Here is a 23597-nt window from a genome sequence, read left to right as displayed (position 1 = left end):
TTCACCTGTGGCGTACCGGTCAGCCGGACATGGCGACCAGGACCCGGCGGTCCCCGCCGAAGGGGCGCCGGCCATGACCGACCGCGACGTTGTCGATGACCATCAGGTCGCCCTGGCGCCAGTCGACGTCGACGGCGACCTCCAGGCCCCGGTCATGCACGTGCCGGACGTAGGCGTCGGGGATGGGGCCGCCGTCGGCGAAGGTGACGGACTGGGGCAGCTCCTCGGCCGGGAGGATCTGTGCGAGTTCGCGGGCGGTCTCGTCGCCGAGCGCGGCCGGATGGAAGTGGTCGGCCTGGTTGAACCAGACCTCGGTGCCGGAGTGGGGGTGCTTGAGGGTGGCCGGGCGGACCGGGCTGATCACGCGCAGGCCGCCGTCCGGCATCCACTTCCAGTCGAACTCGCCCTGGTCGAGGAATGCTTCGACGACCGCGCGGTCGTCGGTCTCGAAGGTCTGGCGCCAGCCGCGGCCGAGCCCGAAGCCGTCGTGGAGGTTCTGGGTGTAGCGGATGCCCGCCGCGAACGCGTCGCGCACCTCCTCGTCGAGGGAGTCCAGCCACAGCCCGCCGTCGACGACGGGCGTCGCGCCGCCGGAGCCCGGGGTGGTGGCGCAGTAGAAGAAGAGCCGCTCGGGCCAGTGGTGGCTGTAGGACAGTTCGTTGTGCATGGCGATGGTCATGTGCTGGGGGTACTCGGTGGACGTGTAGAGGTTCCCGCCGAGCTTGGTGCGGGGCGAGGTGCCGTGCGTGTACGCGAGCCGGTTGGGCAGCAGCAGGTCCATCGCGGTCTCGATGTCCTGCTCGGCCACGTCGAAGTCGCGGAACACGACGGCCTTCTCGCGGGCGAGCAGCTGCCCGAAGTCGCCGATGCCGGTGAGGACTTCGCGTATTCCCGCGGCGCCGGTGCGGCCGCTCCCGGGGCGCAGCTCCAGTGGCTTCCAGTTCTCGGGGTCGGTGGTTCCCCTGGTGTCGGTCATTCCGGCCTCTTCTCGGTGTGCGTGCTGTGTCGTCCGTGGTCCCGCAGCCGTGCCCAGGCCGCGGGGTCGTGCTGGAACACCTGGTCCTTGATCTCGGGGGGTCTCATCCCGGCCGCCAGGCGGTGGTGCCAGTGCTCGGTGAAGGCCGAGGCGGCCACGGGGACCACGCGGGCGGCGCCGAGCGTGCCCGTCGACCGCACGTGCCGGTAGTCGTGGCTCACCCGGCACAGCTCCTTGTCCACCAGGTCCTGGAAGGCCGGGAGCCGGGTCGGGGGCAGCGGCTGGTCCGGGGCGACGACCAGAGTGTGGTGGGGGCGGCCGGGCCCGTTCTCGGGGCGGCAGGTGACGTTGGCGACGCCGATGCCGGCGATGCGGCTCGCCTCGCGCAGGGCGCGTACGACGTGCGGTTCGCGCAGCCGCTCGCCCACCGTGTCCGAGAGCGTGGCGCGTCCGGCGTACTCGACGCGGGGGACGCCGTCGACGTGGTCGACGACGTGCGCGAGGTCGCCGAGCACATAGCGGTAGAGGCCGCCGAGGTGGGAGAGGACGACGTGGTAGTCGCGGCCTTCCTCCAGCTCGTCGTGGAGAAGCGTGGGGCTGTCGGGCGCGACGTCCCGGGACGCGTCGACGAACTCGTACAGGACGCAGGAGACGGCGAGCGGGCCCGCGCTCGGGTGCTGGTCGACGGGCACACCGACGGGCCCCTCGGAGGCGGCGGGAGGCGTGGGCAGGACCGTGACGGAGGGGCCGTACGCGTCCTTGAGGCGGGGCAGGTAGAGGGAGGCGACTCCGCTGGTCCAGCAGTACAGGAGACTCAGGTGCGGCCAGATCGCCGCCGGTGTGGGGCGGCCCCCGGCGCGGCGCTCCAGTTCGGCGGCGCGGGCGGGGGTGGGGGTGCCGCCGGGCACGCCGAGGCAGGTGCCGTCGCGGATGTCCTCGATCAGCCGTGGCCACCACTGGGCGAGCAGCTCGGGCAGCATCGCGATCATGGTTGGGTTGTGGCCGATGACGGAGCGCACGTCGTGCTCCGCGGCCGTACGCACGCGGACGTACAGCTTGTCGAGATACGCCTGGTCGTCGAGGGCCACGGGCAGCTCGGCCCACGGGGCGCGGCTGCCGGGCTCCTCAAGGTCCACGCCGAAGCCACCGCGCAGGTCGGCCTGGCTGGGGCCGAGGCTGGGGCGGCCGGAGTTGCTGAGGGCAGGACGCGCGAGCCGGTCGTGGCGCAGGTTCAGGGTGACGGCGCCGCGCCCGAAGGCGTCGGGGTGGTACTGCGCGGGCACACCCATCGCGGCCTGGAAGAAGGGCAGGTAGACGCGTCTGACGAAGCTCTCGGTGACGGGAACGCGTTTACGGTCGCCGGTGGAGCCGCTGGTGGTGAAGAACAACCTGGGCGCCTCGGCGGTGAGCACGCGGGCCTCACCGGCGGCGGAGCGGGTCAGCCAGGGCCGGTACTCCTGGTGGGTGCGCAGCGGGACGGCGGCGCGGTAGTCGTCGATCGTGCGGAGGCGGGCGAAGCCGTGTTCCCGGCCGAAGGCGGTGTCGGCGTTGTCGGTGAGGATCTCGGCGAGGATGCGCCGCTGCCGTGCGGCCGCGTCCGGGAGAGCCGCCGCGAACCGGTCTTTGGCGGCGACCAGTCGGGCCCGCCAGGCGGCGTCCTGGTCGCTCCGGACCCGCGGTGCGGTGTCGGTGGGTCTCATGCTCACTCCTTGATGGCCCACAGCACGTGGTCGGCGGTGGCTTCGGCGTCCTGGCCGGCGGGGATGTGTTCGACGCGCAACCCCTGCGTCTCGGCGAGGAGTTCGGCACGCAGGTCCCTCTGGAAACGGGTGAAGGCGTCGAGGTGAGGGGCGGTCCCGTAGTACTCCAGCGGGTTGAGCCGGGCGCCGTCGCCGGCGCGCCGCCAGGCGGTCGCGGGATCGACGTCCAGGAGGACGACTCCGCGCGGGCGGGGCATGGACCGCCAGTACCGCGGCCACGGGCCGCCGGCCAGGCCGAGCAGCCGGCTCTTGGCGAGGATTTTGTAGTAGTAGGAGTCGATCAGGAGGGTGCGGCCGGGGGGCGCGCGGAGGATCCGGTCGCGGAAGTAGGCGACGGCGAGATGGAGGAGGGCCTGGACGTACTCCGCCGAGTGCCCGCCCGCGACGGCCCGGCCGAGCGTCCCGGGCAGGGGGGCGAGGTCGCGGTACTCCTCGGGGAGGAGCGCCGCGTCGTAGGAGACGGGCAGCACGGAGCCGCCGCGCGCGGCGATCCGGTCCAGGGCGGTGGACTTGCCGCAGTGGTCGGTGCCGAGCAGAACCCAGAAGTCACTGTTCATCGCGGGCCGTCGTCTTCTCCAGGCAGGTGTACGCGCGCAGCCGCGCGGTGTCCGTGACGTCCTCGTGGACCCGTAGGTACGCCGGGTGCCGGGGCTGTGCCCCCAGGTGCGGTACGTGGGTGACGGCGATCCGCTCGCCGGGTGCCAGGACGCCGGTGAGCAGGGCTTCGGCGAGGGTGTGGCCGAGGTGGACCAGGTAGCGCTGGAGCGTGAGCCCGTCGGTCGCGAGGGTGAGCCGCCACCGCCCTGGGGCGTGGCCGTGCGGAACGCGCAGGGTGTAGGGGGCCGGGGGCGCCCCGTTGGGCAGGGTGCCGCTCACCGGGCGCAGCAGGAGCCGCAGTGCGCGTCGGTGGTGCCCCGTCGCGGGGGCGTACCAGGCGACCTCTCCGTCGGCGCTCGTGAAGGCGGGCGGCAGGCGTACGGCGAGGTTGCGCGGGTCACCCGCGAGGTACACGGTGCGGGTGAAGTCCGCGAGCCAGGCGTGCGCGGCGGCGGGGTCGAGCGTCGCCGTGAAGTCCAGGACGGACTGCGCGAAACGGGGCGGCTCGCAGCTGCGGAGCACGGCTACGGCGGCGGCCCCGGGGCCGGGTGGGCCGGCGGCCCGTACGCGGGCGTCGAGCACGTCCCGGAGCTCGCGCTGGGTGCGGGGCGGCAGGGCGGGCGTCACAGGTACACCTCGTCCAGGAGGTTGCTGTCGGCTCCGGCCTTGCGGTGCTGGGCGAGCAGCGCGGTGGTGAGGCGATAGGGGTCGACGTAGGCGTGGGGGCGGGCGTGCGCGCGCAGCGCGTCGGCGGTGTCCGCGCGGGGGCCCTGCTCCTTGAGGACGCGCGCGGCCCGGCCCATGCAGCGGTCCAGGAGGTCGGGGCGGTGCGGCCGGCCGTCGCCGTGGCCGAGGGTCCCGGTGAAGTACAGGCGCAGCCCGAGCCGGTACACAGCGGGTCCGACGCGGTCGAGGTAGCGCTCGGCCAGGTCGGCGGCGGTCAGCCCCTGCCAGCCGCCGTGCCGCGAGGAGGGGATGCGGCCCCGCGTGCCAGCGGTGCGCACGCGGCCCAGGCCGATGAGTCCGACCCGGGCGCCGAGCCGCCGCAGGACGTGGCGTACGAGGATGTAGTCGGGGAGGGAGTCGCGGTCGCAGGCGAGGACGACGTCGTCGTAGGCGCGGACGCGCGGGACCAGTTCACGCAGGACCGAGGCGAGGTAGTTGGCGGTGCCGTCGGCGGCCACGAGCAGCCTCAGCGGCATGCCGGCCCGGGTCGCGTCGAGGTGCACCGGTCCGCCCCAGCGCCGGTGATCCACGGCCAGGCGCAGGTCCACGAGCATCGCCACGAGGCCGTCGAGGCCGATCGGCGGCTCGGTCGGAGTCCGCAACCCCCCTTCGGCGATGCCCATGTCGCGCAGCCGCGTCACCCACAGTTCCAGGATGCGCGCGCCCGCGGGGTGGAGGGCGCCGTCGGAGGCGGAGACGTCACCGGTGGTGCGGGTGCGCTGGTACTCCACGTACAGGGTGCCGATCTCCTCCTCGTCGCACGTGCTGTAGTCCGCGCCGGGGCGGGTGCGGTCGAGGTGGTTCCAGAAGCCGAGTGTCTGGGTGTTGCGGACGCCGACGGTCCAGCTGTGGAGGAGGTCGACGTGGTGCAGCTGGCCGGTGGCCCGGTACACGAGGTCGCTCCACAGGAGCCCTTTGACGTGGCTGAGGGTGAGCGGCTTGGTGGGGGCGACGGGTACGGGCGCGAAGAGCACGCGGCGGGCGTGCCCCGCCGCGTGCGGCGGCTTCGGCTGGCGCAGGGGCACGTCGTCCTCCGTGGGATGCGGGGTGGCGAGGGGGCCGGGCTTCCGGCTCCGCCGGGACGGGGGATTCCTCGGGCGGGGCCGGAAGCGTGCGGGGACGGGGTCCCCGGGGCCGGCGGTCCGCGCCGGGGCTTCCGACGGGCACGGCCGCGGACCCACTATGCGCCCGGCCGGACGTCCCGGGTCAACAGCCGCCGGCTGTTCGTTCAACTGCGTGCGCGGGCCGGTTGAACAGCGCGTATGTGTCTGGTCGTGGCCTCGGCAGACAGGCTTGATGGCGGAGTCGGGGCGGTGTCATGGTGGTGCGCCCGGCAGCGCCGGGCGACCCCCGGCGCCCATCGACGCCCCTGGTCCACGAGTTCTCCCCCGACGACTGGAGACCCTCTTGCACACCACGACCGCGACCGAGGGCCCGCCATGCCCTATGTGACCTCCAACGGCATCCGGCTCTCCTACCGGCGTTCGGGCCAGGGTGAGCCGGTACTCCTCATCATGGGCTCGGGTGCCGCCGGCCATGTCTGGACCACGCACCAGACGCCGGCGCTCAACGAGGCGGGCTACGAGACGATCATCTTCGACAACCGGGGCATCGGCGCCTCCGACGCACCTCCCGGGATGTACACGCTCGCCGAGATGACGGCCGACACCAGGGGCCTGATCGAGGCCCTGGGCCTCGGCCCGTGCCGGATCGTCGGCACGTCCATGGGCGCGATGATCGCTCAGGAGCTGGCCGGCCAGGCACCGCATCTGGTCCGTTCTGCCGTCCTGATCGCCACGCGTGCGCGTGCCGACGCGACGCGGCGGGCTCTGACGGAGGCGGACCGGGCGCTGCGGGAGAGCGGTGTGCGGCTGCCGCCGAGGTACGAGGCGATGCGCACGGTCCTGGAGATGCTGTCCCCGGCGACCTTGAACGACGACACCGCGGCCTCCGGCTGGCTGGAGATCTTCGAGCTGGCCGGCGGGATCACCGGCGATGGCGGTCAGGCCGGGGTGGACCGGGCGGGCGACCGCCGGGAGGCGCTGCGCACGATCACCGTGCCGTGCCGCACCATCGCGTTCACCGACGACCTGATCTGCCCGCCGCATCTGGTGGCCGAGGTCGCCGACGCCATTCCCGGCTGCGACCACGTGGAGATCCCCGACTGCGGCCACCTCGGCAACCTGGAGCGCCCTGACGCGGTGAACGCCGCGATCATCGAGTTTCTCGCCAAGTACTGAGGCTCCGGCACACGGGAGGATTCGCTGTGACACAGACAGAGATGCCGGATGCGGGATTCGCGGCGAAGACCGTGAGCCGCGGAGTGACCACGTGGACGCTACGGATGTCCTCGCCCGAGCGGCTGCGGCCGGTGCGCGCGGGCGTGCCCATGAGGGTGGAGCGGTCCCAGGTGCCGTCGGTCGACCTGAGCCGTGCCCTGTACGCGGCGGTGGGCTCCCGGGTGTGCTGGACCGACCGGTTCGAGTGGGACCACGGGACGTGGGAGGCATGGGTCGGCCGCGACACCGTGGCGACGTGGATCGCCACGGTCCGGGGCACCGTCGCCGGCTTCTTCGAGCTGGAGACGCAGCCGGGCGGGGCGGTGGAGATCGTGCTGTTCGGCCTGCTCCCGCAGTTCTACGGGCAGGGTCTGGGCGGTGCGCTGCTGACCGCGTGCGTGGAGAACGCCTGGCGCGGCGGCGTGGACTGGAGCCCTGGTGCCGGGCCGACGTCACACGTCTTCCTGCGGACCAGCACGCTCGACCATCGCCACGCCGTGCGCAACTACCTGGCGCGGGGCTTCGAGACGGCCGAGGCGGAGACGGCCGACAAGCCGATCCCCGACCTGCGGCTCGCTCCCTGGCCGCTGCCGCGCGACCCGCGGTCGCTGCCTGCGAGCGGCGATCTGTAGGCGGCGCCGCGGCGTGGCGGTTGCCGCGGAGCAAGAGCTCCGCGGCAACCGCCGCACGTTCATGTCCGGGTGCGGGCCGCCTCCTGGCTGACGAAGCGCGCCAGGCGCGCGATGCCGTCCTCGATCTGATCATGCGTGAGGTAGCTGACGGACAGCCGGAGACTGTTCTCGCCACCTCCCTCGGGATAGAAGTACGACATCGGGGTCCAGATGACCCCGAACTCCTCCGCCGCACGCGTGAGCGCGACGTTGTCCGCGCGGAACGGGACGGTGACGGAGAGGAAGAAGCCTCCGCTCGGCTCGTTCCAGCTCACGCCGAGCGCGGCGCGCCGGCTGTGGGGGAAGGCCGACTCCAGTGCCTGGAGGGTGACCCGCATCGCGTCGCCGTAGTACGCGGCGGTGGCCTTGGTGAGGTCCGAGGCGCGGCCGTCCACGGTGAGCAGCATGCCGGCCACGACAGCCTGGCTGAGCGGCGAGGTGTTCACCGTCACCATGGATTTGATCTTGGTGAGTTCCTCGGCGAGCAGGCCTGTTCGGCCCGACGCGTCGGTGACGGGCTGGTCCGCGACCGCGAAGCCCACCCGGGCCCCGGGGAAGAGCGTCTTGGACAGGGAACCCACGTGCAGGACCCGGTGCGCCCGGTCGAGGGACTTGAGGGTCGGCAGCTGCCGACCGGGGCTGACCAGCCGGTAGGGGCTGTCCTCGATGAGGAGGATGCCCTCGTGAGCGGCCAGTTCGAGCAGTTCGCGCCGGGTCTCCAGCGGCATCGTCGTGCCGGAGGGGTTGGAGTGGTCGGGGATGACGTAGAAGGCGCGGGGGCGGCGCCCCCGGGCCCGCTCGGCGCGGATCGCGGCGGCCAGGTCGGCGCAGCGGAACCCGCCCTCGGCCTCGGCGACCGCGGTCGGGTGGATGTCGAGCAGCCGGGCCGCGCCGGTGATCCCGACGTAACAGGGGCTGGAGACGAGCAGGACGTCCTCGGGGCCCCGGATCAGCGCCCGGACGGCAAGGAGCATGGCCTCCTGAGCGCCGACGGTGACCACGACCGCCTCCGGAGGGACGTCGATGTCCTCGTCCTTGCGCAGTGAGTCGGTGATCAGCTCGCGGATCTGGCCGGCGGCCGGTCCGTACTGGAACAGCGCGGAGCGTACCCGCGCGGGTGTGGTGCCCTGCGCTTCCAGGTGGTCGACGTAGCGGCGCAGGTACGTGAAGATCTGCTCGGTGTCGAAGAAGCCGTCGTAGGGACGCCCCGGCGCGAAGGAGACCGCGTCGGGGTAGCGGGTGGTGATCTCGTTGAGGAAGTTCATCGTGTCCAGCACCGGGTCCGAGACGCTGCCGTGCAGGTCCTCCCGGCGCAGGACCGAGGGGCCGGGGCCGTGGACCGTGCGGGCAGGCACGGCGTGTCCGCCGACGAGTTCCGGTCCGCCGACGACTTCGGATCGGCCGACGAGTTCGGGTCCGGCCTCGCGGACCGAGCCGGTGCCGGTGAGCGCCATCGCCTCCGTCAGCTCCTCGGTGACGAGGGCCAGGACGTCCTCGACGCCGCGGTCCCCGGCCACGGCAAGGCCGTGCAGGACGGGCCGACCGATGAGCACGGCGTCGGCGCCGAGCGCGAGGGCCGCGAGCACGTCCGTGCCGCGCCGGACGCCGCCGTCGACGAGGAGCGGGCACGCTCCGGCGACGGCGGCCGCGATCTCCGGCAGGACGTCGAGGGTGGCCGGGGCGCCGTCGAGCTGGCGGCCGCCGTGGTTGGACACCACGATGCCGTCGACACCCGCCGCCAGCGCGCGCCGGGCGTCGTCCGGGGCGAGGATCCCCTTGACCAGGACCGGCAGCGAACTGACCGACCGCAGCCAGGAGATCACCGACCAGTCGAGCGCCGGGTCGAACTCGGTGGCGGCGTGCGCGCTCGGCGAGGCGAAGTCGGAGCCGGTCCCGTCCAGGTTGGCGGGTCCGATGCCCTCGGGCAGCCGGAAGCCGTTGCGTACGTCACGCGGCCGCCGGCCCAGGCGTGGGGTGTCCACGGTGAGCACGAGGGCCTCGAAGCCCGCCCGTTCGGCCCGTTCGACCAGCCGCCGCGTGACGGCCCGGTCGCGGAAGCAGTACACCTGGAGCCACAGCGGGCCCCGGGCTTCGGCCGCGATGTCCTCGAAGGTGCGGCTCGCGAAGGTGCTCACGACGAGCGGCACCCCGGCCGCGCCCGCGCCGCGCGCGGTGGCGTTCTCGCCGTCGGGGTGGGCCAGGGTGTGGTAGGCCATCGGCGCGACCGCGAGCGGGGCGGCCCAACCACGGCCGAGGATCTCGGTCTTGGTGTCGGGCGTACCGCGTCCGGCCAGCACCCGGGGCCGCAGCGGCACCCGGTCGAAGGCCGCGAGGTTGGCGGCGAGGGTGCGTTCATCGCCCGCGCCGCCCTCCAGGAAGTCCCACACGTGGGGCTCGAAGGCCGGGCGCGCCCTGGCCGCGTAGTCGGCCAGGCCGTGCGGGCCTACGGCTGCGGGGTCCGTGGCGCTCATCCGGCGGTCAGCCGCTCGCGCTCCACCGCTTCGTAGAGCGCACGGATGTTGGAGCTGCCGAAGCCGCGCGAGCCCTGACGCTGGATCAGCTCGAAGAAGAGCGTGTTGCGCTCGTACGGGGAGCGGCTGAAGAGCTGGAGCAGGTGCCCCCACTCGTCGCGGTCGGCGAGCACCTGGGTCTCCCGCAGCTCGTCGACGATGCCGCGCAGCTGCTCGAACCGCTCGACGAGCAGGTCGTAGTACGTGTCCGGGGTGGTCAGGAAGTCGATGCCGCGGTCCTTGAACTCCCGTACGGCGGGGATGATGTCGTCGACGAGGAACGCCAGGTGCTGGACCCCGGGGCCGCCGTTGCGCTCGAGGAACGCGTCGAGCTGGCCGGGTGCCTTGCCCGGGTCCGGCGCGACGAGGGTGAAGGTGACCCCGCCCGTCGCGCTGCGTACGACCACGGAGTCCATGGCCTGGCCGCCGACGGAGACGTACTCGGAGTAGAAGCGCGAGAAACCGAACGCCTCACGGTAGCGGTCCGCGTACCCGTCGAGCGAGCCGCCCTGGAGACAGACCGCGATGTGGTCGAGGAGCCGGATCCGTCCCTGCGGGCGGGCGGCGCGCCCAACGGGTCTCCAGGTGCGGCCGGGGGGCATGCGGTCGGCGGGGCCGCCGGCGGCGGGGACGAGCGTGTGCACCACGTCGCCGAAGCCGGACACGACGGTGCTGCCATGCGGGGAGGCGACCGGCTCGGCGCCCGCGAGGAGGGCCGCCTCTCGCGTCGCGGCTACATCGTCGCAGGTCATGGCGATGTCGGCGATGCCGTCACCGTGTTCGTCCAGGAACTTCCACAGGCCCCGTCCTGAGGTGACGACGATCTGGGCGTCGCCCTGTCTGAGCAGGATGGAGCTACGGTCGACCTCCACGGAGTCGGCGACGCGCGTGAAGCCCATGGCGGACTCGAAGTAGTCGACGGCAGCGAGCTTGTCCCTGGTGAACAGCTCCACGTAAGCCATGTCGTGCGCAACCACGGGGGAACCTCCTGTTTGCCGGGGGCGGGGCACCCGCGCCGCGCGGTGCGGCGTTCGGGTCCCCGCCCGGGGGTTGTCACTTGCGCGGTCAGGCAGCGGCTACCAGCGCCACTCCTGCTGCTTGAAGAGGTGGCCGGCCTTGATGTCGCGGTCCTTGCACCAGGTCAGGAACTCCTCGATCTGCTTGATCTGGTAGGTGTCCTCCGTGTACGTCGTGGCCATGACGTGGCCCAGCCAGTCCTCCTCGCCCATCGCGTAGACGTACGCCTCACCGGCGCCCAGCTCGGTCATGATCGCGGCGGCCTGCTCTGCGTTGGAGCCGGACAGCTTGCGGGAGTTGCTCATCTTCTTGGTGACCGGGATGGTGAGCAGGGCCTGGTAGAGCCAGGTCAGCGGGGCGCCGTCGCACTCCATGCCGAGGAAGGCCATGTCGGCGCGGCCCAGGTGGTTCTTGACGTAGCGGTAGAGGTTCGGCTCGATGCCGGAGGAGTCGGCTCCGATGAAGATCTTCCTTCCGGCCAGCTCCGCCCAGTACGTCGACTTCGCGCGGATGTCCAGGTCGCAGTGCTCGCCGAGGAACGGCGTCGCGGTGATCTTGCCGCCGGGGAACTCCACTTCGTCGAAGTCGTCGACCTCGATGACGTTGAAGCCCTGGTTCCGCAGCATCAGGGCCATCGACGGGTCGGCCAGGTTGCCGCGCGAGGAGCGCGGGACGACGATCGCGCCGAGGCGGCCGCGCAGCTGGAGCAGCGTCTCGAGGACGATGTGGTCCTGGTGGCCGTGCGTGATCAGGACGAGATCGATGTAGTCGGGCAGGTCGTCCAGCGTGTACCGGTCGGTCTTGTCGCTGTCCGCGCTGATGAACGGGTCGGTGACGATGGCGGCTTCGGGTGTCTGCAGGACGAGGCAGGCGTGGCCGAAGTAGCGGATGCGGCCGCCGCTGTCGATGTGGCGGTCCTCGGAGAGGCTCGGCTTGTCGGTGAGCAGGGTGCGCAGCTGCTTCGCCTGGGCATCGTCGAGGCCGAGCGCGTCGCGCAGGTGCGCCAGCGTCGTCGGGTGCACGCGGGCCTTGAAGAGCTCCGCGAGGCCCTCGTGGCGGAAGGGGATGTCCAGCTCCAGGACGTCGGGCGAGGGAAGACGCGGGGTGCTGAGGATGAACGGACGCTCGATGCCCGTCTCCATCGACAGCTGCACCGACTGGCGGGCCTCCTGGTAGACGGCGCTCTTGTAGACGACCGGCTCCATGAAGCGCATCTGAGCCTGGTTGTCGGTGTCGTACGCGAGCTCGACCAGGCCGCCGAGTTCCGCGGGGAGCTTGGGGTAGAGCGGGGTGAGGTCGAAGCCGGTGGCGTTGGCGCGCAGGATCTCCTGGCCCGCGGCGATCGCCTCGGCGAACCTGAGCATGTCGGCCCGGTCGCGCTTGATCGCGGCGAGCAGGTCGCGGACCTCGTCGGCGCGCTCCTCCGGGATGTTGATGAAGTAACCGCCGCGCAGTTCCGGGTTGTTGCTGGCCGCGACGTGTACCTGCGGCGACTGCAGGTAGGACTCGAGCAGCGGTACCTGGAGAAAGGCCAGGTTCATCGCCGCCTGTACGGGCGCGATCGTGTAGGGCCAGGCGAAGAACCTGTCCACGAGCGGCTCGATGATTGCTTTCGACCGCAGATACAGCTGCTCGTCAGCCATGTGCGCGTTCCCTCCAGGAAAACCGAAGAAATTAGACCGCCCGGGGCGCACGCGCCAATTACCCATGACGCAACCGCGGACCGTGAAAGTGACAAGGGGAAAAACACAGGGCGGGGAATGCCCCGGTTCACGGCACGCCCTGCCGCAGCAGAATGCCCCGGGGGCGTCCCATGGCTCAATACCGGTCGGTCTGAACACGTACGAAAGGCGATGGCCCGCTCGTACCGGCGTTCAACCGCTGACTCGGTGCGGTTGAACGGCCGGCCACGGCGGGCCGTCGCCTTTCTCGCTGGTTCGACCGCGTCGTCACACGGCTATCGGCGCGACGGTCGGTTCCGCGAGGTCGAGGTAGTCGGACACGGACAGGGCGAAGGACAGGTCGAGCCGACCGGCGTTGAAGTAGATCTCCTCGTGGACGAGCAGGTTCTCGTCGACGAGGAGATCCAGTTCGGACGAGAAGGCGAACGGGGTGATGGACCCGCTGACGCTGCCGGCCAGCCGCTCGGCGACCGCCCGGTCGGCGAACGACGCCTCCCGCCCGCCGTAGCGTTCGGCCAGCGCCGCCAGGTCGACGCGGCGGTCGCCGGGGACCACCGCGAGCACGTAGCGGCGTGAGCGCTTGCCCGTGGCCACCCGGACGACGATGGATTTCGCGGCCTGTTGCAGGGGATGCCTTCGCAGTCTGCTGGCGGCCTCTGTGGAGCCCTCGGGCTCGTGGGGAATCATCCGGTACGAGACCGAGCCGGACGAGAACATGTCGGTGAGCCGTCGGAAGACGTCGGGTTCGTCTGTTTCATCAGGGCAGCGGTGCACGATGCCTCCGCGAGGCAGAAGAAGGGAGAAGAGGGAACGTGCCCAGCGGGATCTGACCGCCCGTCGCGCATGCGCGTACGACTCGTGGTGTACGCGATGATCTTGAGTGTCGCCCATCCTAGGAACGCCTGCCGAAATAGGCACCTGTTCAACTGTTGTTGCACAGCCTCTTGAAAAGAAGAGGGCGCGAGAAAGGGCCCGGAAAGAGGCGCGGGAGGAGTGCGCGGAAAACGACGAAGCCGCCGTCGGATCTCCGACGGCGGCTTTCCGTGTGACGCGTGGGCTACTGGTCCCGGCGCTCTACCGCGACCACGGTGATCACGGCGGAGACGAGGCCCCACGCCGCGTACACGGCCCATGCCCCGCCCTCCGACCACGGGAAGTGCACGGGCTTCTCGACGACCTGGGCGAGCCGTGCCCAGGCGCTGTAGGGCAGCAGGTGGTCGACGACGGCCGTACCGTGGTGGTCGTCGCTCACGGCCATCGGGACGAGCAGCAGCACGGCGAAGCTCACGCCCATGGTGGCGGCGCTGGCCCGTACGAGCGCGCCGATCGCCATGCCGACGAGCGCGGCGACCGGGGCGATCAGGGCGGAGGCGAGGAGGGCGGGCACGACGCCCGCGTCGCCGATCGAGAGGCCGGTGTCGCGCCCGGACAGGATGGCCTGGGTCAGCCAGAAGGAGCCGCCGGCGGCGAGGAGGCCGAGCGCGGTCGTCACCAGCGTGACGACGATGACCTTCGCGGCCATCACCGAGCGGCGGGCGGGGACGGCGGTGAACGTCGTACGGATCAGTCCGGTGCTGTACTCACCGACGACGGTGAGGGCGCCCATCGCGCTGGCGGTGAGCATCAGGCACAGCACGGCGGCGTCGGTGAACGCGTCGAGCATCGCCCAGTTGGGCATGAACTCGGCCTTCTGCTGGGCGCTCCAGCCGGGCCAGTTGCTGTAGTCGTTGTACGCGGTGAACACGTTGAAGCCGATGATGGCCAGCGTGCCGCCCAGGAACGACCAGAGGGTCGAACGCAGCGACCAGAGTTTGATCCACTCGGCGGCGACGAGGTCGACGAAGCGGGCACGGGGCTCGGTCGTGTCGAGGGGCCGCACGGACGACGCGGTGGGGGGAGTGGCGGTCACGCTCATCGGGTGTCTCCTGCGGCGTATTCGACGCTGTCGGCGGTGAGTTCCATGAAGGCCGCTTCCAGCGAAGCGGCGTGCGGGGTCAGTTCGTGTACCGGGACCATGTTCTGGAAGGCCAGGTCGCCGATGCGTGAGGCGCTCAGGCCGGTCACCGTCAGCGAGTTGTCGGTATGGGGCTCGACGTGGGCGCCCTCGTCGGTGAGGACGGTGTGCAGCACCGCGACGTCGGGCGTGCGCACGCTGACGCTCTGGCGGGTACCGCGCGCGGCGAAGTCCTTCAGGCTCTCGGCCGCGATGAGCCGGCCCCTGCCGATGACGACGAGGAAGTCGGCGGTGTTCTCCATCTCCGACATCAGGTGGCTGGAGACGAACACGGTGCGCCCCTCGGCGGCGAGCCGGTGGAACAGGCCGCGCACCCACTTCACGCCTTCTGGGTCGAGCCCGTTGAGCGGCTCGTCGAAGAGCAGCACCGGCGGGTCGCCGAGCAGGGCGGTGGCGATGCCGAGGCGCTGCTTCATACCGAGGGAGAAGCCGCCGATACGGCGCCCGCCCGCGTCACCGAGGCCGACCTCGTCGAGCACCTCGCCGACACGGCGGCGCGGGAGGCGGTTGCTGACGGTGAGGGCCGTCAGGTGCGCCCGGGCGGTGCGGCCGCCGTGCACATCGTGCGCGTCGAGCAGTGCCCCGACGTGGCGCATGCCGCGGGGGCGGTCCGCGAAGGGGCGGCCGTCGATGGTGACGCTGCCGCTGGTGGGGCGGTGCAGCCCGAGCATCATGCGCAGGGTCGTGCTCTTGCCGGCGCCGTTGGGCCCCAGGAATCCGGTGACATGGCCCGGGCGCACGGTGAAACTCAGGTCACTGACGGCGGCCTTCGGACCGTAGCGCTTCGTGAGTTCGTTGACTTCGATCATGTGGTTCATCGTGGCCCCGGGCCACCCCGGGCGTCATCGGACCACCGTGGACACTCTGCGGGCGCTCCTGTCGACCTGGGTTGTACAACCGTGGTCCGATCCCCGCCCCACAGCGCCCGGTTACCATCGGCGGCATGCTGGCCACTCCCCGTCTCTCGCCGCTGAAGCGGATCCCGCCGGGTGTCTGGACGGGCGCCGCCTGGTGCGCGGCGGCGCTGTACCCGCTGTTCCTGTCGCCGTCCATCGCGGCCGGTGCGACGGCCGCGCCGAGCGGTGCCCTGGCGTCCCTGTGGGGGCAGCTGTTCCTGGCCCTGGCCGCGGTCCTCGCCCTGTCCGGCTGCGCACTGCTCGTACACCGCCCCTGGCCCGGGTTCGCGCTGCTGCTCGCCGGGGCGGGCGCCTTCACGGCGGCGTGGCGGCAGTGGGAGATCCCTCCCCCGCAGTTCCTCTCCGTCGACGTGGCCCTCGCCTACGTCGCCGCCGGGCGCCCGCGCCGCTCCTCGCTCCCGTTCGCCGGAGCCGCACTCGCCGTCCTCGCGCTCTGCCTGACCGGGCGGCTGCTGTACGGAGAGGAGGGCGGGACGCCGTCGGAGCCGTATGTGGCGCTGGCCGTCGTCATCGCGTGGCTCGTGGGCAACTCCGTGCACCAGTCCCGTGATTACGCCGAGAAGCTGCGCGCGCAACTCGCGGCGCAGGCGGCCGGACGCGCGGTGGCCGCCGAACGGCTGCGGATCGCGCGGGAGTTGCACGACATCGTGGCCCACAGTATCGGCATCATCGCCTTCCAGGCCGGTGCGGCGGCCCGGGTGGTCGACTCCCGGCCGCAGAGCGCGCGCGAGGCGATGCTCGCCGTGGAGAGCGCGGGCCGGGAGACCCTGTCGGGGCTGCGGCGGATGCTCGGCAGCCTGCGCGAGGCGGACCTGGCGGACGGCGAAGGGGACGCCGCCGGGGCACCGCTCGCTCCCGTGGCGGGGCTCGCTGACCTGGACCGGCTCGCCGAGACCACGACGGCGGCGGCCGGGGTGCGCGTGGAGGTGCGCCGACTCGGTGAACACAGACCGCTGCCACCGGAGATCGACCTCTCCGCGTTCCGGATCATCCAGGAGTCGGTGACCAACGTCGTACGCCACGCGCGCGGCGCGGACGTGTGCCGGGTGACCGTCGACTACCGCGCCGGTGACCTCGCCATCGAGGTCGCCGACCGTGGCCGGGGAGACGGCTCGACATCCGGTATGGGATACGGTCTCGCGGGGATGCGCGAGCGAGTCGCCCTGCTGCACGGGGAGTTCAGCGCGGCGCCGCGCCCCGGCGGCGGCTTCCTGGTCACCGCCCGACTTCCCCTGCCGAGCACCGCGACCTCAGGAGCCCGATGACCGTCCGTGTCGTACTCGTCGACGACCAGCCCCTGGTGCGCACCGCCCTGGAGATGGTGATCGCCCAAGCGCCCGACCTGGAGGTCGTCGGCCAGGCAGGGACGGGCGAGGAGGCGGTCCGGCTGGTCGCGGCCGAGCGGCCCGACGTCGTGGTGATGGACATCCGGATGCCCGGTATGGACGGCATCGAGGCGACGCGGCGCATCACGGAGGGAGCCGACGGCCCGCAGGTGATCGTGCTGACGACGTTCGACGAGGACGACTACGTGTACGGGGCGCTGCGCGCCGGGGCGTCGGGCTTCCTCGTGAAGGACATGGCGCTGGACGACATCCTGGCCGCGATCCGGGTCGTGGCGGCGGGCGACGGCCTGATCGCGCCGGCCGTGACGCGGCGGCTGATCAAGGAGTTCGCGCTCCGCCCGGCGGCGACGGCCACGCCCGCGCGCGTACTGGGCAGCATCACCGACCGCGAGCACCAGGTTCTGACGCTGGTGGGCAGCGGGCTTTCCAACACGGAGATCGCCACCGAGCTGAGCATCAGCGTGGCCACGGCGAAGACCTATGTGACCCGGCTGCTGGCCAAGCTCGACGCGCGCGACCGGGTCCAGCTGGTCATCACCGCCTACGAGACGGGGCTGGTGGGCCGCCCGAGGTAGGCACCGCCGGGCGGTTCGTTCCGTACTCGGCGGTGGTCCCCCCAAGAACGATCGAAGGGCCGTTTCAGATTGCTCTGAAACGGCCCCTGACCTGCGACTCTTTCGAGTCGGGACGACAGGATTTGAACCTGCGACCCCTTGACCCCCAGTCAAGTGCGCTACCAAGCTGCGCCACGTCCCGTTGCCCGTGTGACCTGGGGTTTCCCCTGGCCGAACGCGCACGGAAACAATACCGCACTCTGACCGGTGATCGCTCACCCCTTTCCTTCCGCGGCCACCCCTTGACCTCAAGTGCGGTTGAGGTCGCACGCTTCTCCGCATGACGACGACCACGGAACACACGTACGGATACGCGGACCTGCCCGGCCTCATGGGGCTCATGACCGGGGACGAGAAGCACGGGCCCGCCGCGACCTCGACGCTGGACGCCCTCTGGGTGCTCTACGACCGCGTGCTCCGCGTCACGCCGGAGCGGGCCGACGACCCGGCCCGTGACCGGTTCCTGCTGTCCAAGGGGCACGGACCCATGGCCTACTACGCCGTCCTCGCCGCCAAGGGGTTCCTGCCCGTCGAGTGGCTGGAGGGCTTCGGGGCGTACGACTCGCCGCTCGGCCACCATCCGGACCGGGTGCTGGTGCCCGGGGCCGAGATCGGCAGCGGGTCCCTCGGGCACGGGCTGCCGATCGCCGTGGGAACGGCGCTCGGCCTGAAGGCGCAGGGCCTCACCGAGCCGCGCGTATGGGTGCTCGTCGGCGACGCGGAGATGGACGAGGGCAGCAATCACGAAGCCGTCGCCTACGCGGGACCGGCCGGCCTCGAACAGCTGCACGCCCTGGTGATCGACAACGCCTCGGCGAGCTACGCCAGGCCCGGCGGGATCGCCGCCCGCTTCGAGGCCGCCGGATGGTCCACCGAGACGGTCGACGGGCGGGACCACGACGCGCTGTACACGGCCTTCACCGCGCCGCATCCGGGACGGCCGCGCGTGGTGGTCGCCCGGGTCGAGCCCAAGGAGTTCTCGGGCGAACCCAAGAGCAAGTGAGGCGACCGGCGTCCCCTTACTCACCCACTCCCCTTACCCACTCCCCGTACTCCGGAAGGACCGTTCTGTCATGGACACCATGCGTGACCGCTTCGCCCCCGTCGTCTCGCGGCTGCTGGACGAGGATCCGCGCGTCGCCGTCGTTCTCGCCGAGATCGGCAAGGATGCCTTCGAAGAGGCGATGCGCAGGCACCCGGACCGGGTGATCAACGTCGGGATCAGGGAACAGCTGCTCGTCGGGGCGGGTGCCGGGCTCGCGCTCGCCGGGCTGCGGCCCGTGGTGCACACCTTCGCGAGCTTCCTGGTGGAGCGGCCCTTCGAGCAGATCAAGCTCGACTTCGGACACCAGGGCCTCGGCGGCGTCCTCGTGAGCGCCGCCGCGTCCTTCGACTGGCCCGCCGGGGGCTTCACGCACATGTCGCCCGGCGACGTCGCGCTGCTCGACACCCTCGACGGCTGGACCGTGCACGTGCCGGGCCACCCCGACGAGGCCGAGACGCTGCTGCGGCACGCCGCCGCGGCGGGCGACGACAAGGTGTACGTACGCCTGTCCGTGCAGTCCAACGCGCGGGCGCTGCCCGTGGACGGTGAGCGGTTCCTCACCGTGCGCGAAGGGCGCGGGGGCGTGGTGGTCGCCGTCGGACCGCTCCTGGACCAGGTCCTCGCCGCGACGGAGGGGCTCGATGCGAGTGTGCTCTACGCCACCACCGTGCGGCCCTTCGACGAGCAGGCGCTGCGCCGGGCCGCCGGAGCCGCTCACTCCGCCGACGTCGTGGTCGTCGAGCCGTACCTCGCCGGCACGTCGACCGGCGCGGTGAACGACGCGCTCGCCGACCTGCCGCACCGCGTGCTCGGCCTGGGCGTGGGCCGCCGCGAGCTGCGCCGTTACGGTCAGGTCGAGGAGCATCTGGCCGCCCATGGCCTCGACGCGAGGTCGCTGCGCGAGCGGATCAGCGGCTTCCTGGGCGAGGGGGCACTCACCCGTACGCCGTGAGGTGCCGGCGCGGCCTCACTCCGGGGCAGGGAGCCCCAACTCGGGGTGCTCTTCGAGGAGTCGGGGCGGTGCGGCCTGGCGCCAGGAGTCGGCCAGGATGTCGGTGAGCTCCTCCTTGTCCAGCGCCGCGAGGCGCACCCGGACCCAGGCAGAGCTCGCCTCGTGCGCCGCGACCCAGAACTTGTCCGGCTCGGCGAGGACCAGTTCGTCCCGCTCGACCTTCGGGCAGCGCACCGCGATCGACGTCTCGTCGTCCGGAACCGTCACGAACATCTTTCCGGAGACACGGAACGTGGGCATGCTCCACGCGATCTTCTCCACCGTGTCCGGCAGGGCGAGGGCGATGCGGCGCACGTCATCGGAGGTGACGCGGGCCCGGGATCTGGACTTCGACATGGCATGAACCGTAGCCAACGCCACTGACAGGCGCGGACTCACCGGCCGGGCTCACAGCACCCGCTTGTCCAGCCACGCCGTGAGATCCTCCTGGACCTCGTCCCGGTTGGTCTCGTTGAGGATCTCGTGGCGCGCGTCGGGGTAGCCCTTCCACGTCAGGTCCTCCACGCCCACGTACCGGAAGTCCTCCAGGAGTTCGTGGACCAGCGTCATCCGCTGGTTGCAGGGGTCCTGCTCGCCGACCGCGACGTGGATCGGCAGATCCGCGGGCACGCGCGCGAGGTTGCGCGGGTCGTTGATCTTGCGCACGGCGCGCACCCAGTCCAGGCAGAGGCCCGCGGAGAAGGCGAAGCCGCAGCGTTCGTCGGCGACGTACGCGTCCACCTCGGCCTCGTCCCTGGAGAGCCACTCGAAGCCGGTGCGGCGGGGGTACGGGTCGTTGAACGAGGCGAAGAGGTCGGGGACGTACGAGGAGATCGCGGCGCGCCCCCGCTCGGCGACCTCGCGCTCCAGGCGGGCGATCGCTCCGTCGAGCTCGGCTCCGGGCAGCGAGCGGAACGTGCCCGAGAGGATCACGCCCGCGAGGCCGTCCGCGTACTCCTGGGCGTAGTCCCGCGCCAGCATCGAGCCGAGGCTGTGCCCCAGGAGGAAGAACGGCACCCCGGGATGCAGGGTGCGGACCTGGTCGCCGATGGCCTTGAGGTCGTCGACGATCGCCCGCCAGCTGTCGGCGTCCGAGGCGCCGTCGGCTCCGGAGGTCACCCCGTGGCCGCCGGTGGCCTGCGCGGTCGCGCCGTGGCCCCGGTGGTCGGAGGCCACCACCCCGTAGCCGTGGGCGGTCAGGTGGCGGGCGAAGCGGTCGTAGCGCAGGGCGTGTTCGGCGGCGCCGTGCGCGATCTGGACGTAGGCGCGCGGCCTGCCGTCGGCGGGCAGCCAGGTGTACGTGGCGACGGGCACGCCGTCCGCCGCGTTGAGCAGCCCCGCGGTGTAGGTGGCGCTGGGGGTGGTGGTGTCGTCGGTCCGGTCGGGCATCGCGCGGGCTCCCTGGGGTGGTTTCCTGCGGGCGGGCTTGCTTCGAGAGTCTTCCGGGGTCGTTCAGGGTTCTTCGGGTCGTTCGGCTCCTTCGGGTGGTGGTTCCTGCGGCTCAGCCTCCCCCACGTGCGGCGCCTCATGCGGATCACTCGCCGAACCGGCTCCGCGTCCGCCACAGATCCGGAGCTGGTCGGCTTCGAACTGGACGTGTACTGGGCGGTGAGGGGCGGCGCGGATCCCGGCACGTACTTCCGGCGCCACCCGCGGCGTTTCCCCGCGCTGCACGTGAAGGACATGGCGGCCGACGGGGGCTTCGCCGACGTGGGTTCGGGGACGCTCGACTTCGCCGCGATGTTCGCCCACGCGCGCGTGGGCGGCGTCCGGCAGTGGCTGGTCGAGCACGACAGCCCGGCGGATCCGTTCGCGACGGCGCGCGACAGCTACGGCTTCTTGGCGGCGCTGCGGTACTGAGGCGCGGCCCTCGCGGCGACTGCGGGGCCGGGGGCCGCCGGGCGGCGGATGCCGGGCGGCTTGCCGGGCCGGGCGTTCACGTGAGCCGCTTGTAGAAGAGCGTCGTCGGGTGCAGGGTCCCGGCCGGGTCCGTCGCGTAGTCGGGGATGGTCCCCGCCCGGGTCCAGCCCGCCCCGCCGTAGAGGGACTCGGCCGGGCTGCCGGTCTCCGTGTCGAGGACGAGCAGGGTCACGCCCGCGTCCGCCGCCGCCTCCTCGGCGGTGGCCAGGAGGGCGCGGGCGAGGCCCCGGCCGCGCGCGGACGGGTGCACCATCAGCTTGGTGATCTCCGCGCGGTGGCGGCCGTTCGGCTTGTCGACGAAGGCGACGCCGACGGTACCGGTGACCCTCGTGCCGTCATGGGCGGCCCAGACCGCGAGGCCGCCGGACTCGACCGCTCCGGCGAGCCCGCGCCACCAGGCGGCCGCCTCGGCGCGCTCCAGACCGGCGAGGAAACCGAGCGAGGCGCCGCCCCGCACGGTGTCGACGAGCAGGTCGGCCAGGCCGTCCGCGCGGTCCAGGAGCCGGGCGGCGTCGAGGCGGGTGACGACGTCCTGACCGGTGGGGGCCGAGCCCGCCCTCACGGCTTCACCACCACGAGTGCGTACCGCACGGCCTGCTCCCCCAGGCAGCGGAAGCGCGACGCGCCCCACAGACGGAACCGCAGGCAGTCGCCGGTGCGCAGAGCGTGCGCCTCCCCCTGCACCGTCACCTCCAGGCCGCCTTCGAGCACCCAGATGTGCTGCTCCAGGCCGGGCACGGGCGGCCGGTCGTAGGCGATGTCGGCGCCCGGCTGAAGTCGGCCCTCGACCAGCTCGGCGCGCATCCCGATGTGCGGCGGAGACACCGCCCAGCGCATGAACCCCGCGTCGTCGTCCGCCCAGACCGCCTGGTCGACGGCGCGCACCAGCTGTGCGGGCTCGGCCTCGACCTCGCTCAGGAGCTGCGACATGGTCCGTTCGTAGACGGCACAGAGGCGGTTGAGGAGGGCGGCGGTGGGGCTGATCTCCGCGCGCTCGGCGCGGGACAGGGTGGAGCGGCTGATCCCGCTCAGCTCGGCCAACTCGCCCAGGGACCAGCCGCGTTCGGCGCGCAGTTCGGACAGCCGGGCGGCCAGGCGCGCATCGACTCCTTCGTGTTCCATATCTGGCACGCTATCCCGGATACGAGATGACGGGCAAGCGTGATCCAGCTCTCAGTCGTGGGCCGGTACCGCCCCCAGAAGTGTCCTGAAAATTACGTTCAGAAAGCCCTTACTGATGACCAGTCAGTCACGCTGATGACTGGTTGAGCACAGGGTCAATAGGTCGGAGCTGGGTTTCGTGTGCGTTGGGGGGGACGGGAGCGGCGGAGGAGCGTCCCGTGGTGGGAGCGGCCGGAGCGCCGGAAGACACCCCGCCGACGACCGGAAGGCGCACCGTCGGTGGCGCCGGGCGTCTCAGCCCGCCGCGGCTTCTCCGAGCGCCGCCAGGACCGGGCGGATCAGGGGATGGCCTTCCGCCCCGCACCGCACGGCCGCGAACACCCTGCGCGTCGGGGCCGCGCCCTCCACCGGACGCACCACCGCGCCCGACACGTCCATGCCGCGCAGCGCCGAACGCGGTACGAGGGCGACGCCCGCGCCGGCCGAGGCGAGCGCCACCACCGCACGGAAGTCGTCCGACCAGTGCTCAAGCACCGGCTGGAAGCCGGCCTGCTCGCAGGCGAGGACGACGACGTCGTGGCAGGGGTTGCCGGCGAAGGGGCCGATCCAGGCGTCCTTGGCCAGCTCGGCCAGCGGGACCCGGTCGGCCTCGGCGAGCCGGTGGCCGAGGGGGAGCACCGCGTCGAAGGGCTCCGCGTAGAGGGGGACGCGGGTCAGCCTGGGGTCGTCCGCGCCCGGCGCGCCGCGGTACTCCACGGCGACCGCGACGTCGACCTGCCGGTCAAGCACCATCGGGAGGCTGGCATCGCCCTCCGCGTCCTGGACGCGCACCCTGATGCCGGGCGCGGTGTCGGCGAGGCGGGCCAGGGCCGGGCCGACGACCAGGCCGATCCCGGTGGCGAAGGACGCGACGGTGACCGTCCCCGCCTCACCGGAGCTGTACGCGGCGAGTTCGGCCTCGGCCCGCTCCAGCTGGGCGAGGACCGCGTTGGTGTGCGTGAGCAGGATCTCTCCGGCGGCCGTCAGGCGTACGCCGCGCGCCGAGCGGTCGACCAGGCGGTGGCCGGTCTCCTGCTCCAGGGCCGTGAGCTGCTGGGACACGGCGGACGGGGTGAGGTACAGCGCGGCGGCAGCGGCCGTGACCGTGCGGTGGTCGGCCACCGCACGGAGGATGTGCAGCCGCCGCGCTTCGATCATGCGGCCGATTCTCCCAAACCGCCGGGCTCCCCCGCACCACCGGTCTCGCCGGGCTTCCGGCACCCCGGTGAAAAACGGTCGACAGGCGGCTCAGCGGTCGCTGTGATGGTTCCATCCATCCCAGCGACCAACCGACCGACAGGCCGGCAGCCCGACCGTCCGGCCCGCCCCGGCGCCTCGACGCCTAGACGCCCGCCCGACGCCCCGACGCCC

At 72.2% G+C, this 23597-nt stretch carries 22 protein-coding genes, 1 tRNA gene and 1 pseudogene; 7 read left to right on the top strand and 17 right to left on the bottom strand.

Annotated elements, in window-relative coordinates; translation table 11 throughout:
* Positions 1-19: 19 nt before the first annotated feature.
* From KKZ08_RS34440 to KKZ08_RS34420, 5 genes are read right to left on the bottom strand one after another with little or no spacing between them, the layout of a single operon-like run.
* Positions 20-976, bottom strand: a complete 957-nt coding sequence (locus tag KKZ08_RS34440) for a TauD/TfdA family dioxygenase (RefSeq protein ID WP_223778155.1) — start codon at positions 974-976, stop codon at positions 20-22.
* Positions 973-2676 carry a GH3 auxin-responsive promoter family protein gene (locus KKZ08_RS34435; protein ID WP_223778154.1) on the bottom strand — a complete coding sequence of 568 codons (1704 nt, stop codon included), beginning with the start codon at positions 2674-2676 and terminating at the stop codon, positions 973-975. Before KKZ08_RS34435 ends, KKZ08_RS34440 begins: the two co-directional genes overlap by 4 nt.
* A 2-nt stretch (positions 2677-2678) precedes the next feature.
* Positions 2679-3293 (bottom strand): hypothetical protein, encoded by a 615-nt coding sequence (locus KKZ08_RS34430; RefSeq protein WP_223778153.1) that lies wholly within the window; start codon positions 3291-3293, stop codon positions 2679-2681.
* On the bottom strand, positions 3283-3960 hold the full coding sequence (locus tag KKZ08_RS34425; protein ID WP_223778152.1) for a DUF6182 family protein: 678 nt from the start codon (positions 3958-3960) through the stop codon (positions 3283-3285). Before KKZ08_RS34425 ends, KKZ08_RS34430 begins: the two co-directional genes overlap by 11 nt.
* The gene (locus KKZ08_RS34420) at positions 3957-5084 is read right to left on the bottom strand and encodes a hypothetical protein (RefSeq protein WP_223778151.1); all 1128 of its coding nucleotides are present in this window, start codon (positions 5082-5084) and stop codon (positions 3957-3959) included. The genes KKZ08_RS34425 and KKZ08_RS34420 overlap by 4 nt, the downstream gene beginning before the upstream one ends.
* Before the next feature lie 414 nt (positions 5085-5498).
* Between KKZ08_RS34420 and KKZ08_RS34415 the strand changes: the two genes are divergently transcribed.
* Positions 5499-6299, top strand: a complete 801-nt coding sequence (locus KKZ08_RS34415; protein WP_223778150.1) for an alpha/beta fold hydrolase — start codon at positions 5499-5501, stop codon at positions 6297-6299.
* Positions 6300-6325: 26 nt separating this feature from the next.
* A complete protein-coding gene (locus KKZ08_RS34410) occupies positions 6326-6970 on the top strand; it encodes a GNAT family N-acetyltransferase (RefSeq protein WP_223778149.1) in 645 nt (214 codons plus the stop codon).
* Positions 6971-7029: 59 nt separating this feature from the next.
* On the opposite strand, the gene KKZ08_RS34405 is transcribed toward KKZ08_RS34410, so the two are convergent.
* The 6 genes from KKZ08_RS34405 to KKZ08_RS34380 all read right to left on the bottom strand — a co-directional run bounded on the left by KKZ08_RS34405 (position 7030) and on the right by KKZ08_RS34380 (position 15041).
* Complete coding sequence (locus KKZ08_RS34405) at positions 7030-9480, bottom strand: aminotransferase class I/II-fold pyridoxal phosphate-dependent enzyme (protein WP_223778148.1); 2451 nt, start codon at positions 9478-9480, stop codon at positions 7030-7032.
* Complete coding sequence (hppD, locus tag KKZ08_RS34400; RefSeq protein WP_223778147.1) at positions 9477-10496, bottom strand: 4-hydroxyphenylpyruvate dioxygenase; 1020 nt, start codon at positions 10494-10496, stop codon at positions 9477-9479. Before hppD ends, KKZ08_RS34405 begins: the two co-directional genes overlap by 4 nt.
* A 99-nt stretch (positions 10497-10595) precedes the next feature.
* Complete coding sequence (locus tag KKZ08_RS34395) at positions 10596-12179, bottom strand: MBL fold metallo-hydrolase (RefSeq protein WP_223778146.1); 1584 nt, start codon at positions 12177-12179, stop codon at positions 10596-10598.
* Between the two features lie 306 nt (positions 12180-12485).
* On the bottom strand, positions 12486-12935 hold the full coding sequence (locus KKZ08_RS34390; protein ID WP_223779312.1) for a YbaK/EbsC family protein: 450 nt from the start codon (positions 12933-12935) through the stop codon (positions 12486-12488).
* A gap of 340 nt (positions 12936-13275) precedes the next feature.
* Positions 13276-14133: an ABC transporter permease gene (locus KKZ08_RS34385; RefSeq protein WP_223778145.1), complete on the bottom strand. Its 858-nt coding sequence runs from the start codon at positions 14131-14133 to the stop codon at positions 13276-13278.
* Positions 14130-15041, bottom strand: coding sequence for an ABC transporter ATP-binding protein (locus KKZ08_RS34380; RefSeq protein WP_223778144.1), 912 nt, complete (start codon positions 15039-15041; stop codon positions 14130-14132). The genes KKZ08_RS34385 and KKZ08_RS34380 overlap by 4 nt, the downstream gene beginning before the upstream one ends.
* Before the next feature lie 134 nt (positions 15042-15175).
* Between KKZ08_RS34380 and KKZ08_RS34375 the strand changes: the two genes are divergently transcribed.
* Together KKZ08_RS34375 and KKZ08_RS34370 are read left to right on the top strand one after the other, a co-directional pair.
* Complete coding sequence (locus tag KKZ08_RS34375; protein ID WP_223778143.1) at positions 15176-16414, top strand: sensor histidine kinase; 1239 nt, start codon at positions 15176-15178, stop codon at positions 16412-16414.
* Positions 16411-17070 (top strand): response regulator transcription factor, encoded by a 660-nt coding sequence (locus KKZ08_RS34370; protein ID WP_223778142.1) that lies wholly within the window; start codon positions 16411-16413, stop codon positions 17068-17070. Before KKZ08_RS34375 ends, KKZ08_RS34370 begins: the two co-directional genes overlap by 4 nt.
* Before the next feature lie 107 nt (positions 17071-17177).
* Here the strand turns inward: KKZ08_RS34370 and KKZ08_RS34365 are convergent.
* Positions 17178-17251 (bottom strand) — tRNA-Pro (locus tag KKZ08_RS34365).
* A 138-nt stretch (positions 17252-17389) separates the two neighbouring features.
* Here KKZ08_RS34365 and KKZ08_RS34360 point away from each other — a divergent pair.
* Complete coding sequence (locus KKZ08_RS34360; RefSeq protein WP_223778141.1) at positions 17390-18112, top strand: transketolase; 723 nt, start codon at positions 17390-17392, stop codon at positions 18110-18112.
* Between the two features lie 70 nt (positions 18113-18182).
* Positions 18183-19106 carry a transketolase C-terminal domain-containing protein gene (locus KKZ08_RS34355; protein WP_223778140.1) on the top strand — a complete coding sequence of 308 codons (924 nt, stop codon included), beginning with the start codon at positions 18183-18185 and terminating at the stop codon, positions 19104-19106.
* 15 nt (positions 19107-19121) lie between these two features.
* On the opposite strand, the gene KKZ08_RS34350 is transcribed toward KKZ08_RS34355, so the two are convergent.
* Both KKZ08_RS34350 and KKZ08_RS34345 read right to left on the bottom strand, forming a co-directional pair.
* The gene (locus KKZ08_RS34350) at positions 19122-19502 is read right to left on the bottom strand and encodes an MmcQ/YjbR family DNA-binding protein (RefSeq protein ID WP_223778139.1); all 381 of its coding nucleotides are present in this window, start codon (positions 19500-19502) and stop codon (positions 19122-19124) included.
* A 51-nt stretch (positions 19503-19553) separates the two neighbouring features.
* On the bottom strand, positions 19554-20534 hold the full coding sequence (locus KKZ08_RS34345) for an alpha/beta hydrolase (protein ID WP_223778138.1): 981 nt from the start codon (positions 20532-20534) through the stop codon (positions 19554-19556).
* A gap of 174 nt (positions 20535-20708) precedes the next feature.
* On the opposite strand from KKZ08_RS34345, the pseudogene KKZ08_RS34340 reads away from it, so the two are divergent.
* Positions 20709-21005: pseudogene (locus KKZ08_RS34340) on the top strand (sugar phosphate isomerase/epimerase); the annotation flags it as partial.
* A 76-nt stretch (positions 21006-21081) separates the two neighbouring features.
* Here KKZ08_RS34340 and KKZ08_RS34335 read toward each other — a convergent pair.
* From KKZ08_RS34335 to KKZ08_RS34325, 3 genes are all read right to left on the bottom strand, one after another.
* Positions 21082-21564, bottom strand: a complete 483-nt coding sequence (locus KKZ08_RS34335) for a GNAT family N-acetyltransferase (protein WP_223779311.1) — start codon at positions 21562-21564, stop codon at positions 21082-21084.
* Between the two features lie 59 nt (positions 21565-21623).
* Complete coding sequence (locus tag KKZ08_RS34330) at positions 21624-22187, bottom strand: XRE family transcriptional regulator (RefSeq protein WP_223778137.1); 564 nt, start codon at positions 22185-22187, stop codon at positions 21624-21626.
* 294 nt (positions 22188-22481) lie between these two features.
* Positions 22482-23384 (bottom strand): LysR family transcriptional regulator, encoded by a 903-nt coding sequence (locus KKZ08_RS34325; RefSeq protein ID WP_223778136.1) that lies wholly within the window; start codon positions 23382-23384, stop codon positions 22482-22484.
* Positions 23385-23597: the final 213 nt, after the last annotated feature.

The sequence above is a fragment of the Streptomyces sp. 135 genome (assembly GCF_020026305.1).
In the GTDB taxonomy this organism is placed as follows: domain Bacteria; phylum Actinomycetota; class Actinomycetes; order Streptomycetales; family Streptomycetaceae; genus Streptomyces.
Note: the sequence above shows the minus strand (reverse complement) of the source record. Positions and strands in the feature narration are given on the sequence as shown.